Origin of the sequence: Alteromonas ulvae, assembly GCF_048987005.1 — a bacterium.
Taxonomy (GTDB): Bacteria; Pseudomonadota; Gammaproteobacteria; order Enterobacterales; family Alteromonadaceae; genus Alteromonas.
This window is the reverse complement of sequence record NZ_CP185261.1, coordinates 2,361,559-2,374,277: the sequence shown is the minus strand read 5'-3', so window position 1 is coordinate 2,374,277 and position 12,719 is coordinate 2,361,559. Positions and strand designations below refer to the sequence as shown.

Genomic DNA, 12,719 nt, shown 5'->3' with positions numbered 1-12,719 from the left:
GAATTCAGGCTTTCAATTTTACCGTTTGAAACGAAAATGCCAAACCAAAACGCAAAATATGTACTTAATTTAGAGGTTTTTTGCGGTTAAGGGGTTTTAGTAACTAGTCTAAAGTATTAATCTATACCCATATTATAAAAAGGACGTAGTACGTTAATGACTAGAATCTTAATTGCAGACGATCATCCGTTGTTTCGAGAAGCATTGAGTGGTGCGCTTACCCCTTATTTCGAAAATGCTCAAATCGTTGAAGCGGAAAGTTTAGAGACTGCCCAAGATAGACTTAGCGAATTTGAAGATATCAAGCTAGTACTTCTTGATTTGAACATGCCCGGTGGGGAGTACTTCAATGGATTAATTACGTTGAGAGAGCAATATCCAAACATCCCCGTTGGTGTTATTTCTGGTAGTGATGGTGTTGAAGTTGTTGCTCAGGTAATGAGTTTGGGTGCTCAGGGTTTTATTCCCAAAGTTTCTGCAACACGAGAAATTGCTCAAGCTATTGTTGATATGATTGCTGGCAAAAAGTGGTTACCTGATGGCGTAGGTGAGCAATTAGAGAAAGTGGATGATGAACTTAAACTCCTGCTTAAAAGGTTTAGAGAATTGACGCCAAAACAAATTCAAGTTTTGTCTTATTTACGTGCAGGTCTCATGAATAAGCAAATCGCTCACGAGATGAATGTCACAGAAGCGACTATTAAAGCGCATATTAGCGCAATACTCCGCAAGTTAGAAATTAACACTCGCACACAAGCGGTATTGCTGATGGATAAACTTCAACTCAGCTAACAAATGCTAGCTAGGTTTTTATTCAAAGTAACGACACAGCTTATTTAGCGTAGCCTTACCAAAAAACCGAATTTTATGTTCGGTTTTTTTATGCCTCAAATAAAGGACAATCATTAAAGCAGAGGTAAAAAAGGCCGCTGTAATGCGGCCTAACTTGAGAAAACGAAACGTCTACAGCAACAAGCTATGCAGCCTTACCACTTCGCTTCTTCGCAGTACTTGTTGAGTTTATCTTGGCCACAAGTTCTTCGTGGTCAAAGTCGTCAACATTGATCGTGCGCAGTCTTCCGGCTTCCGTTTTGTGCAGTAACTCAGCTTCAGCTTTATCAATAATACCTTCAGCTAAGGCTTCATCTGCTAACACGTCCAAACGAGTAAATGGAAGTTTTGCTTCCTTATGCTTACAAATGCGGTCAAACACAGGCTCGCTTAGCAACACATCATCAAGCGTTTGCTCAAGGTCGCCGAATAGGCTGCCGTCTTCACGGCTTAGGTACTGTCCATAACCTAGACGGCTACGTGCCGATGACGGCGTCTGAAGCATTGTAGCAATGGCATGTTCAGTCTTATCTGATGGCTTGCCAACACGACGTCCCACAGGAAGTACCATCACGCGTAACACTACTGCAATGGCTCTGTTAGGGAAGTTAGCAAGGAAGTCTTCGATAGCCGTTTCTATATCGTGCAATGTGTTTTGCATTGCCCAATGCAGAAGAGGAAGGTCTTCTTTTAAACGACCGTCTTCATCGAAGCGCTTCAGCGTTGTGCTACCCATATAGATACCGCTTAGAATGTCGCCCAATCGAGCAGACAAACGTTCGCGACGTTTAAGATCGCCGCCAAGTACACCCATAGACACATCGGTTAGTAGCGCTAAGTTTGCACTGTAACCTTGCATTAGTTTGTAATAGCGTGCTGTTTCGTCGGTAAATGGGGCACTGCTGAATGCTCCGTTCGTCAGTGAGAACCAAATACTGCGAACAGTATTCGCTACTGCAAAACCAATGTGACCAAATACGGCTTTATCGAAGGCAATAAGTGCGTCTTTCTTGTCCTCAATGGCAGCGGCTTGAAGTTCTTTCAACACAAATGGGTGGCAGCGCATTGCGCCTTGTCCGAATATCATCATGTTGCGAGTTAAAATATTTGCGCCCTCAACCGTGATTGAAATGGGCACACCTTGGTAGCCACGACCTAAATAGTTATTGGGTCCAAGCATTACGCCTTTACCACCATGAACGTCCATGGAATCGTCCATGACTTGACGCATTTTTTCCGTCAAATGGTATTTACATATCGCTGAGATAACAGAAGGCTTCTCGCCAAGGTCTACACCCACCGTAGAAAAGCGGGTTACGCCGTCCATCAGGTAAGCATTACCACCAATGCGTGCTAGCATCTCTTCAACACCTTCCATATGACCAACCGGCATACGGAACTGGCGACGAATTCGCGCATAAGCACCTGTAGCAAGTGATACTGATTTAGCACCACCTGCAGCAGAAGAAGGTAGGGTAATACAACGACCAACAGACAAGCATTCCATCAGCATACGCCATCCGCGACCAGCCATTGAAGGCCCACCGATGATGTAGTCAATAGGGACGAAAATATCGTTGCCCTTCACCGGACCATTTTGAAATGGCGTATTCAGTGGAAAGTGACGACGACCAATTTCCAATCCCTTCGTATCACGAGGAATAAGCGCACAAGTAATGCCTGGATCGACATTATCGCCAAGTAAGCCGTCTGGATCTTTCAGTTTAAATGCAAGGCCAATAACTGTAGCAACTGGTGCGAGGGTGATATAACGCTTACTAAACGTAAGACGCATACCTAACACTTCTTCACCGTTAAACTCGCCCTTACACACTATACCAACGTCTGGAATAGCGCCTGCATCTGAGCCCGCTTCTGGACCCGTTAGCGCGAAACATGGAATTTCGTCACCAGCGGCAAGTCTTGGTAAATAATGGTCTTGTTGCTCTTTAGTACCATAGTGCTGTAGCAGCTCACCTGGACCTAATGAGTTAGGCACACCTACCGTACTTGAAAGGACAGCACTAACACCTGCCAGTTTCTGTAAAACACGAGACTGAGCAAATGCTGAGAAATCTAAACCGCCATATTCTTTTTTAATGATCATAGCGAAGAATTTATGATCTTTAAGGAACTGCCAAATTTCAGGAGGCAGATCGGCGTCTTTATGGTTGATTTGCCATTCGTCCACCATAGAACATACTTCTTCACATGGTCCGTCTAAGAACGCCTGTTCTTCTGCGGTTAAACGGCCTTTAGGGATGCGGTGTAGCTTGTCCCAATCTGGCTTACCACTGAATATATCGCCATCCCACCAGACAGTACCGGCATCGATAGCCTCTTGTTCAGTGCTCGACATTTCAGGCATTACCTTGCGGTAGAATGCCAACAATTTTTTCGAGATGTACTGTTGTCTAATATTCGACAGCGTGAGAGGAAGTGTGAGTGCTAAATACACTACCCAGCCTAAGAGGCCGATGTCACCGAAAAAGGTGCCTAAAACCATGACGCCTGCACCCATAGCAACCGCTGTTACCAAGGTAGTACGCTGATAGCTAGCTATTGCTAGTGTCACAACGACCAATAAAAACCATATAAAATCTGCCATACATCACTCCTGAAAGGCCTAGAACAATACACTTGTCTGAAATTTTGAACGCTGAAACATTGCCTGCCTGTATTTAGTTGCCTAGGACCATGTTTTCTGTACTATATTTTGAGGTCAGACCAGCATGCCTTAAACCTATTATTTAATGGCCGAAAGATCAAGATTTTTACATGAATAATCTACTAATCACGGCGTAAATAATAGGCGGTTAATTAAAGTATAGCGGTTACTGAAAAATTCAGATCAAAACCCACAGCGACGATAGGGACATGCCCCTTAGATAGTGTCTACTATTATTTAAGTAATAAGAGCGCAATGATGGAAAGAGGCCGCAGGTAGCGGCTTTTGGGGGAAGAATAGGTAGGCCAAAAAGCTCATTTCAAGACCGGTTTACCAAAGCTAATTAAACAAAGTTTGACCGCTTGTGAAGCAATGGGCTAAAGCGTTTCAAATGCCTTTAATTTGATATCACCTTGTTCTTCGCCTTCTTTAAATTGTTGTAATCTAACTAGGGCATAGCCTAATGAAGGTGCAAACCAAGCAAAAGTTTCGCGCTTTTTAGAATCGCGAATTAATTTAACTTTCACCGTCTCTAAATCGCCATAGGGTAATTTCAACGTTTCGTTGTCCACAACCTCAACGCCGTATTGCCTGCGCTGACCGCGATAATTAATAAAGTCGTAAGTCAGTGATGTTTCACCTCTAGCCAGTTGTTTGGCTAAGTCTAAACGGTAAATTTGATTATCAAACTCACCATCCCATTCTAAAGCATCGCCATTATCAACCGTTATTTTACCGTTACCCTGATGACTGAAAGACACTTCTAATGATTTATCTGGACCGGTGCCGGAGCGACTGTAATAGTACTCAGACGGTACAATATCATCGCCCTTAATCAAAAAAATTGAGTGTTCACTGCGTTTATCAGAAAGGAAAAACTTCGATACTTTAGAAGTATAAATAAGCGAATATTTTTCTTCGCCTAATTGGGAGAGCTCGATGGAGGCTTGGCCCACATCGTTACCCCACTTATATGCAGTGTAGGTGGCTTTATAGGGCTCAATAGTCAGCGATGTATCAGCGAGTGCATTCGCTGATACCGCATTTAATAAGATAAATAGCGTCGCTAATACGTTTTTTGCTAGCGCATTATTCGTTCGCATAACCTGTTTCTGGAAGCTCTTGCTCATCTAAGATAGCCTTATTGTCTCGCATCGATAACCTGCCTGCGCTAAACCAGCTCAGAACAAGAGGGTAAATACGCCTCTCTTGCTCCTGTACACGCTCAGCTAAGTCGCTTGCAACGTCATCTTCAAACACTGGCACTCTGCATTGAATAATAACAGGGCCGCCGTCGAGTTCTGGTGTCACAAAGTGAACACTAACCCCGTGTTCCTCGTCACCGTTATCGATAGCACGCTGATGTGTATGTAAACCTTTGTACTTAGGCAACAATGATGGATGAATGTTCACTAATTTTCCAGCGAATGCATCAACAAATTCAGGGGTGAGTATTCGCATGAAACCTGCAAGTACCACACAATCTGCACCGAAGGCCTCAATCTGCGCTCTTAAAGCGGCGTCGTAGGAGGCTCTGTCGTCAAAGTCGGTGTGATCAAGACAGATGGCGTCAATACCGGCATCTGCTGCTCGCTCTAATCCATAAGCATTTGGACGGTTACTGATAACGCCGCTCACTACGGCATTGAGTCGGCCGGCAGCAATTGCATCGATAATCGCCTGCAAATTACTACCGTTACCAGAAATGAGTACGCAGAGTTTTGTCACAGTGCTGCTCACCCGTTTATCTCTACTTGTTCACCGTCGCTATCTTTTGCTTCGATAGTACCAATAAGCCATGCATTCTCACCCTGACTCTTGAGTATGTCTAGTGAGCTCTCAACATCGCCTTCGTCAACAACAATCACTAAACCAACGCCGCAGTTAAAGGTGCGATACATTTCATGGCGGGTGACATTACCTTGAGTTTGTAACCAAGAAAAAATCTCTGGCCATTCCCACGTGCTTTCGTCAATAACCGCTTTTGCATCGTTAGGCAGCACGCGAGGAATATTTTCCCAGAAACCGCCACCGGTAATATGGGAGATTGCACTCACTTTAATTTGCTCTAACAGGGTAAGCACAGACTTAACATAGATGCGTGTGGGCTCAAGAAGGTGATCGATAATAGGCTTGCCGTTTAACTCCGCATCAACGTCGGCTTCACTCACTTCTATAATTTTACGCACTAACGAGTACCCGTTAGAGTGGGGGCCTGATGAGCCCAAGGCTATCAACTTTTGCCCTGGCTTAACGGTTGTTCCGTCAATGACGTTTTCTGCTTCAACAACACCCACACAGAATCCAGCAATATCGTAGTCGCCGCCGTGATACATTCCCGGCATTTCGGCGGTTTCACCACCAATCAGTGCACAGCCTGCTAGTTCACAGCCTGCGCCAATACCAGTCACTACCGACGCTGCAACATCTATATCTAATTTGCCTGTGGCGTAATAATCCAGAAAGAACAGCGGCTCTGCGCCTTGAACAATGAGGTCGTTAACACACATGGCTACTAGGTCGATACCTACGCCATCATGACGATTCGCGTCCATAGCCACGCGAAGCTTAGTACCTACGCCATCGGTTCCAGAAACAAGCAGTGGTTTTTTGTATTTAGTAGGTAACTCACATAACGCGCCAAAACCACCTAAATTACCTTTTACTTCAGGTCGGTGGGTTTTTTTAGTGACTGATTTGATGCGCTCTACAAGTTGATTTCCTGCGTCAATATCTACGCCTGCGTCTTTGTAGCTTAAAGAGGTTTTATTTTCGCTCACGGTTGGGCCTTGGAACTAAGAGGTAGAAAACCGCGGATTCTACCAGTTAGTTGACACAAGTCCAATTTGTAGCGGTGATTTTATGGCCTTTTTTTAGATTATCCTCTTCACGCTATAGCGCACTGCATAAAATATCTAATTTGGTGTCTTCTCTGATATGCCGTTTTCCTCGATGATGAAAAGGTTGTTAAGTCAGTCTGCAGCGCCTTAACTCACTGTCGATTGAAATATTTGTTGGTTTAAGGGTGAAATGAAACGCAATATAAAAGAGAATACACTTACTGCTGACAAATAGTGTTGAAACAACAGTAAAGCGAAGATGGAGCATATACATTGACAATGAGTAGGACATTCTCACTCGCCGAGACGGACCATTTGATGAAACCGTACCATTCTTTATTAGTGACGTTTGCAATAGCTTTCGCTCTCGTCAGCGCTTCATTTGTTGCAAGCGCTGCCCAGCGAATAGTGGTAAATGAAGCGAAAATTCTCGTTGAGGATCAAAGCTCTCGCGCTCAGCAAAAAGCAGCTAAACAGGCATTACGAGAGGTGTTTTTGAAGATGTCTGGGTCCACTGACTCTCTCAGCAATCCAGGTGTAAAAGCAGCTTTATCTTCACCTCAGTCGTTACTTCGGTCATATCGTTATTCCTATGAAGGTAATCAAACTTATTATGTAGCTGAATTTGATACCGCCAAAGTGGGTGAAATTCTACAACGTGAAATGCTGCCCCTGTGGGGCGATAGAAGGCCCGAGACGCTCATATGGCTGGCGGTGCAAGACAACAATGAAAATAAGCGTATTATTGACGAGTCTTTGGATTTTCCAATCGCAGCGGCGCTTAGAGCCACAGCAAAAGAGAGGGGAATACCGATAAGCCTACCTCTTATGGATTTAACAGATAATGTCAATATTACCACTTATGATGTGTGGGGCCGTTTCGTTGAGCCAGTGCGTGAGGCATCTCGCAGATATAGCGTAGACAACATTATTGCCGCTCGTGTTTACAAAAACGATTCTTCGTTTGTTCCGGACTTGCCCAACGCTGAGGTTGTTGCTGACTTTAACTCCAACAACTATTTAGATAACGAAACCAGTGCGCAATCCAAATCAGTGGCAGATCAGACGGTCAATAGTGAAGAATTTCTTGAAGAGGCTAACTATGAAAGTGATAGCCAAGATGAACAAACTGACGTCTCTCGCACCGGCACAAATGACGGAATGAGTGAACGCAGTGAGAATGCAGTTAAACCAGGACTTACCCCCTTTACGATGGACGAATTTGAAGCGTATGCCAATCGCTCTGAAGAGGGAGATTTTGGGCTTGATTGGGTTTTCATAAGTAACGACAGCGTAAGTTACGGCAGTATTTATGATGATTCACCCGCTTCACTTGGTAACGCACTAGCGGATGCCTACGCGGATTATCTATCATCGCAGTACGCCGTTGTTGGTATAAGTAATGCGAACCGTGAAACGCTTGAAATATCCGTTGCTAATGTCGGAACGATTGAAAGTTATGCAAATCTGAGTCGTTATCTTAGAACCTTAAGCGTGATTGAAAGTGCGAACCTTAAGGCTCAGCGAGGCACCGTCGCTACGTTTTCCATTACACTTATTGGTACGACAGAAGATCTCATGAACACGGTTGGCCTAGAAGCTAAACTTAGACCTGTAACTGATGCCTACGGCCAACCTATGGAAGGTTTCAGTTTCTATTGGAATAATTGACTATTTATGCAATTACCTTTACCCGTGACACTGCCCATTGATGAAAACTTCGATAGTTTCGTGGGTGATGGTAATGAAGAAACAGTTACTTTGTTAACTGATATTGTCGATGCCTTACCACGCTGGCGTACCTCATCGTCATTGGGACAGCTAGTATCTCTTAAACTTCCCCTTGTTACTTTATTGGGTTCGACCAGTACAGGCAAAAGTCATTTGCTATTTGCAGCGTGCCACCAACTTGCAAATAAACGTGTGAGTCATTTGTACTTAAACCTCAATAATTATAAAGCATGGTCCCGTGATATTTTTGACGGACTTGAGAACTTGTCGTTAATTGCACTAGACAACGTTCATGCAATTGCCGGCGATGCAGAATGGGAAGAGGCGTTATTTGACCTACTCAATAGAGTTATTGAGACCCAGGGTACGTTAGTACTATGTACCAGTCATTTAGGTCCATCAAACCCGGCATTCTCACTGCCTGACTTACGTTCACGTTTAGCGTGGGGCGTGATATATCATATCAACCCACTTGGCGATGATGGAAAAGAAAGGGCAGTGCGCCTTAGAGCAATAGAGAGAGGACTGAAGTTATCTGACCAAGCCCTTAATTTTCTTCTGCATCACAATGAACGAGATTTGAAAAGCTTAATGACGCTGCTTGGTCGGCTAGATACACGCTCCTTACAGGAACAAAAGCGATTGTCGGTAGCCATGGTAAAGCGAGAGTTAGGTATTCAGTAATACTGTTTTGTGGAAGAAACCGTTTGTGTTGAGCAGCGTTTCCATCGTTACGTATTCGCTCACGTTTACACCCAAACCTACACTCAGGGTGTGTGATGGAACGCCGCTCTGCATTCGGTAAACAAACTAACTCTTCGTAAAGTGACTATTTTTGTTGCTCGAAATACTCTTTTTCTTCCTGCATTTCTTCTTTCAGTTTTTTGATACCCAAACCAAGTTCACGACCTCTTTTTCTTGCAAATGCTGCACAGCCAACAAACATAGTGGTGCAAAGCACTAACTCAACAACGCCATACCAACGCTCTGCGGGTACTGCATACACTACGGTGCAAGCGTGGATAAGGTAAAAAAGTACAACAAAGTTCGCCCATGCATGAGTATAGGGTTTGCCTTTCAACACGCCGCGATATGGTAACAGCAGGGGCAATAGATAAATCAATACAATGAACGCAGGCGAATAGGTGTGTACTTTAGTAAAGGTAAATTGCCATAACACTAACCATACAATCAGTAAGGTGTGGCTTACGAGCGCTAAATAACGAAAAAAGCGCGTATCAGATGCCATTCTAATTCTCCAAATGAGTAGGTGTATAAAGTTGTTGAGCAAATGAAGCCAAGCGTTTGCCTTGTGCCACACACAGTGACCTCTCATCGTCGCTCAATTGATGTGAATTTTTCAGATTGGTATGTGCCACGTGAGTGACCCCGTAAGGGCTACCGCCAGTTGTGGTCGTATGAAGCTCAGGTTCACTGTACGGCAAGCCACACAGCATCATCCCATGGTGTAAAAGCGGAATCATCATAGACAGTAGCGTAGACTCTTGACCGCCATGCATAGAAGAAGATGAGGTAAATACGCAGGCAGGTTTGCCTATGAGGGAGCCTTTAAGCCACATATTACTTGTTGTGTCTAAAAAGTACTTCATTGGCGCTGCCATATTGCCAAAGCGTGTAGGACTTCCGAGGGCCAGTGCACTACAATCTTCTAACTCTTGCAGTGTCACCACAGGCACATCCAGTTCAGATTCATCGGTCACAATTACAGCGCTGTCCCCTTGTTCTTGCGCCTCTACTTTCAAGCCAGGTACCGTTCGTACGATAACAGGAACATCGGTTGAAGCAATACCCTGTGCAATAGCGTTTGCCAAACGCTTGGTACTTCCATGGCGACTGTAATAAAGGACAAGAACAGGTTTCATTATATTATTTCCAGCACATTTTCAGGTGGGCGACCAATACGAGCATGGTTTTCGTTTATCACAATAGGGCGCTCAATTAATTTAGGTGTGGTAACCATTGCTTGTAATAAAGTATGTTCGTCAACGTCTGCAGCCATCAGTTTTGCTTCTTTATATTCTACTTCATTTGTACGCATCATGTGGCGAACCGATTCAACGTTAAGTTTTTTAAACACTGACGTAACCTCTTCAAGGCTCAACGGAGTTTTTAAATATTCAATAACGTTGGGCGTAATCCCTTTTTCTTCAAGCAATGCTAAGGTTTGTCTGCTTTTCGAGCAGCGTGGATTGTGGATGATAGTGACTTGAGTCATGAATAAAGCCTTACTTTGATATTTTGCGCAGACTATTGCGTTTTTGATTTTTATTTTCAAGCAGTAATCAGAGAGAAGGCGAAAAATGTTGAACGCCATCTAGGTTTCGTACTACTTTAACTTTGCGTATAACTTGTGATAAGCGAGCTCTGAGATAAGTGCGCCGTCAAATAGTGAATTGAAAAAATACTGTTCGCAACAGTTCTGAAGAAGAACATATGGAAAACACTTATGAAAAACAACGTTAAGCCAACTCACACAACACAAGCCCTTGATACAAAAACAGAAACAAAAACGAATGCCGTGAGAGGGTTTGGCTTCGTTGTAGTGATCTTACTGGCGCTATGCGCTGGTATCTTCACCTATCAGTCGCAGCAAAGCGATTTTGAAACGGTTAATGGGGAAGGTTACCAATGGCATAAACTAGAAGGGCAGTGGACCGTAATCAACTATTTTGCGCCTTGGTGTGCGCCGTGTCTACGCGAAATGCCCGAGTTAAACGCCTTTAACCAAAACCTGCCTGAGGATACACTGCTTTTTGCAATAAACTACGACAGGCAAACATCTACACAACTGACTGAGATGGCCTATAAATACACCATTGAAGTGCCAATTATTTTCGCGTCTGAAAACACAGTGCTTCCCATGGAAAAACCACCGTATCTGCCAGCGACATTTATCGTAGGCCCAGAGGGAAAAGTGGTAGATACCATAATGGGTGAAGTGTCAGAAGAAGCACTCCGAGAGCGAATTCACCAGTTGAAAATGGCGGCTGACAAAGCCGCTTGAGTTTTGGTTAGAGCCGCTCTAATCGGTCTTCTTGATCTCTAAACTGTTTAATGCGAGCCCTTATACGTTGTTTCTGCAAATGGTTATCACCAGCAAAATTATAGGCATATTGCAGTTCATCTACCGCTCTATTATAGGCTCCATAGAGCGCATATACCTCTGCTTTGCTCTGATGCATTTGAGAAAAGCGTTTCGCTTTTTGATAGGCTTCACTCATCATTTGATACGCCACTTGGTAATCTTTTTTCACCAGTAAAAAGTCTTTTAGCAATATGATAGCGTCATCATATTTCTGGGCGGTAATGAGGGCATTTGCCTGATTCAGGGCCAATACTTGATTTCGTGGGTTATGCGTAACGTGAGGCTTTAGCATTTCTATTGCTTTTAACGGTTCACCAAGGGCAATATGTATATCCGTTGCCGCATCAAGATAGAAAAGGTTAGAAGGGTCTTTTTCCAAAAGCTTGTTTAATATCTCCTGGGCTTTCCCGTTTTCTTCATTTCGCATATAGGCAAGAACTAACCCATATAAAGAGGCTTCTCTGCTGCGCTGTGCTTGTTGGTCAACGGCGGCCTGATAATATTCAAGCGCATAATCCTTATCGAAAGAGTATCGAGACTTTATTCGCGCCTTTGCTAATTCAAACTGCTTGTTAATAGGTAAGTAGCGTCTTGGATAATCGTTGGCACGACTTCGAGCATCAGCAATACGGGTTTCGGTCAAAGGGTGAGTTAACAACCTAGCCGGTGGTCGTGAGACCATTCTGTATTCTTCGGCCATGGTTGAAAAAAAACTGGCAGCTCCTCTTGGATCAAACCCGGCCCTGGCAAGCATTGCTATACCAATTCTGTCTGCTTCTTGCTCGTTGGAACGAGTATAATCTATTTGCAATTGTGCTGAGGCTGCCGAGCCAGCTTGCATGGCAGCCATGCCCGCCTGTGGGTTGGCAATAGCAATGAGTATCCCGCCTATCAGTGAGGCAAGGGCCAAAGGGGAAGCTCGTTTTTGTGCTTGCATTCTTCGCGCAATATGACGCTGAGTAACGTGAGAGATTTCATGAGCGAGTACTGATGCAAGTTCACTCTCTGTGTCTGCACGTCGCATCAACCCTGTATGAACACCAATATGACCGCCAAAAAAAGCAAATGCGTTAATGGCATCGTTATTGACCCAAAAAAATTGAAAGGGAAACTTGGCATTATCTGCATGAATTACAAGACGGTTGCCTAAGTCCTGCAAATACTCATCTAACACAGGATCGGCGATGATTGGGCTTTGACCCCGCATTTGGCGCATTACAGCGTCGCCAATAATCATTTCTTTATCAAGAGAAATAGCGTCCGAGGCCACTACACCAATTTCAGGTAACGTATTTTTATTGCTGAAATTCATATCTTGAGCAATAGCCGACAGGCTTAGGACGAGAGCACAAGAGAGCATAATAAACGGCGCAGATAATTTTTTTCTCATGAATCTACAAGTGTACCAATGTTGTTTACTGTGTTGTTTGAACCATAAGTGATTAAACAGTTTCATTTTTCTTTGAATATTTCACTAATAATACCAGTGTCATTGTGCACCATGCTTTACATTATTTCTACTTATGCACAATAAGCGCAACTG

12 protein-coding genes are annotated in these 12,719 nt (G+C 43.9%); 4 read left to right on the top strand and 8 right to left on the bottom strand.

Annotated features, from left to right (window positions below; genetic code table 11):
• The first annotated feature begins 156 nt into the window (after positions 1-156).
• On the top strand, positions 157-792 hold the full coding sequence (locus tag ACOJR9_RS10360) for a response regulator transcription factor (protein WP_420932918.1): 636 nt from the start codon (positions 157-159) through the stop codon (positions 790-792).
• 184 nt (positions 793-976) lie between these two features.
• Here ACOJR9_RS10360 and fadE read toward each other — a convergent pair whose 3' ends face one another.
• From fadE to purM, 4 genes are all read right to left on the bottom strand, one after another.
• Positions 977-3,439 (bottom strand): acyl-CoA dehydrogenase FadE, encoded by a 2,463-nt coding sequence (fadE, locus tag ACOJR9_RS10355; protein ID WP_420932917.1) that lies wholly within the window; start codon positions 3,437-3,439, stop codon positions 977-979.
• A gap of 437 nt (positions 3,440-3,876) precedes the next feature.
• Entirely contained in the window at positions 3,877-4,629 is a 753-nt protein-coding gene (locus tag ACOJR9_RS10350) for a DUF3108 domain-containing protein (RefSeq protein WP_420932916.1), read from the bottom strand.
• On the bottom strand, positions 4,589-5,239 hold the full coding sequence (gene purN, locus ACOJR9_RS10345; RefSeq protein WP_420932915.1) for a phosphoribosylglycinamide formyltransferase: 651 nt from the start codon (positions 5,237-5,239) through the stop codon (positions 4,589-4,591). The genes ACOJR9_RS10350 and purN overlap by 41 nt, the downstream gene beginning before the upstream one ends.
• Positions 5,236-6,279: a phosphoribosylformylglycinamidine cyclo-ligase gene (purM, locus tag ACOJR9_RS10340; RefSeq protein ID WP_420932914.1), complete on the bottom strand. Its 1,044-nt coding sequence runs from the start codon at positions 6,277-6,279 to the stop codon at positions 5,236-5,238. The genes purN and purM overlap by 4 nt, the downstream gene beginning before the upstream one ends.
• A 339-nt stretch (positions 6,280-6,618) precedes the next feature.
• Between purM and ACOJR9_RS10335 the strand changes: the two genes are divergently transcribed.
• Positions 6,619-8,010: a DUF2066 domain-containing protein gene (locus ACOJR9_RS10335; protein ID WP_420932913.1), complete on the top strand. Its 1,392-nt coding sequence runs from the start codon at positions 6,619-6,621 to the stop codon at positions 8,008-8,010.
• 6 nt (positions 8,011-8,016) lie between these two features.
• Positions 8,017-8,754, top strand: coding sequence for a DnaA regulatory inactivator Hda (hda, locus tag ACOJR9_RS10330; protein ID WP_420932912.1), 738 nt, complete (start codon positions 8,017-8,019; stop codon positions 8,752-8,754).
• Positions 8,755-8,899: 145 nt separating this feature from the next.
• Here the strand turns inward: hda and ACOJR9_RS10325 are convergent, their stop codons facing one another.
• The 3 genes from ACOJR9_RS10325 to arsC are packed head-to-tail and all read right to left on the bottom strand — an operon-like array spanning position 8,900 to position 10,306.
• Positions 8,900-9,319, bottom strand: a complete 420-nt coding sequence (locus ACOJR9_RS10325; RefSeq protein WP_420932911.1) for a DUF2069 domain-containing protein — start codon at positions 9,317-9,319, stop codon at positions 8,900-8,902.
• A 1-nt stretch (position 9,320) separates the two neighbouring features.
• A complete protein-coding gene (gene wrbA, locus ACOJR9_RS10320) occupies positions 9,321-9,953 on the bottom strand; it encodes an NAD(P)H:quinone oxidoreductase (protein ID WP_420932910.1) in 633 nt (210 codons plus the stop codon).
• The gene (gene arsC, locus ACOJR9_RS10315) at positions 9,953-10,306 is read right to left on the bottom strand and encodes an arsenate reductase (glutaredoxin) (protein WP_420932909.1); all 354 of its coding nucleotides are present in this window, start codon (positions 10,304-10,306) and stop codon (positions 9,953-9,955) included. Before arsC ends, wrbA begins: the two co-directional genes overlap by 1 nt.
• Before the next feature lie 231 nt (positions 10,307-10,537).
• Here arsC and ACOJR9_RS10310 point away from each other — a divergent pair, with 231 nt between their 5' ends.
• The gene (locus ACOJR9_RS10310; protein WP_420932908.1) at positions 10,538-11,095 is read left to right on the top strand and encodes a TlpA family protein disulfide reductase; all 558 of its coding nucleotides are present in this window, start codon (positions 10,538-10,540) and stop codon (positions 11,093-11,095) included.
• Between the two features lie 7 nt (positions 11,096-11,102).
• Here ACOJR9_RS10310 and ACOJR9_RS10305 read toward each other — a convergent pair whose 3' ends face one another.
• Complete coding sequence (locus tag ACOJR9_RS10305) at positions 11,103-12,566, bottom strand: M48 family metalloprotease (RefSeq protein ID WP_420932907.1); 1,464 nt, start codon at positions 12,564-12,566, stop codon at positions 11,103-11,105.
• Positions 12,567-12,719 lie beyond the last annotated feature (153 nt).

Bases quoted from the DNA above. Each gene is read 5' to 3' on its own strand.
- ACOJR9_RS10360 (WP_420932918.1), top strand. From the start codon at position 157: ATGACTAGAATCTTAATTGCAGACGATCATCCGTTGTTTCGAGAAGCA.
- fadE (WP_420932917.1), bottom strand. From the start codon at position 3,439: ATGGCAGATTTTATATGGTTTTTATTGGTCGTTGTGACACTAGCAATA.
- ACOJR9_RS10350 (WP_420932916.1), bottom strand. From the start codon at position 4,629: ATGAGCAAGAGCTTCCAGAAACAGGTTATGCGAACGAATAATGCGCTA.
- ACOJR9_RS10335 (WP_420932913.1), top strand. From the start codon at position 6,619: ATGAGTAGGACATTCTCACTCGCCGAGACGGACCATTTGATGAAACCG.
- hda (WP_420932912.1), top strand. From the start codon at position 8,017: ATGCAATTACCTTTACCCGTGACACTGCCCATTGATGAAAACTTCGAT.
- ACOJR9_RS10325 (WP_420932911.1), bottom strand. From the start codon at position 9,319: ATGGCATCTGATACGCGCTTTTTTCGTTATTTAGCGCTCGTAAGCCAC.
- wrbA (WP_420932910.1), bottom strand. From the start codon at position 9,953: ATGAAACCTGTTCTTGTCCTTTATTACAGTCGCCATGGAAGTACCAAG.
- arsC (WP_420932909.1), bottom strand. From the start codon at position 10,306: ATGACTCAAGTCACTATCATCCACAATCCACGCTGCTCGAAAAGCAGA.
- ACOJR9_RS10310 (WP_420932908.1), top strand. From the start codon at position 10,538: ATGAAAAACAACGTTAAGCCAACTCACACAACACAAGCCCTTGATACA.
- ACOJR9_RS10305 (WP_420932907.1), bottom strand. From the start codon at position 12,566: ATGAGAAAAAAATTATCTGCGCCGTTTATTATGCTCTCTTGTGCTCTC.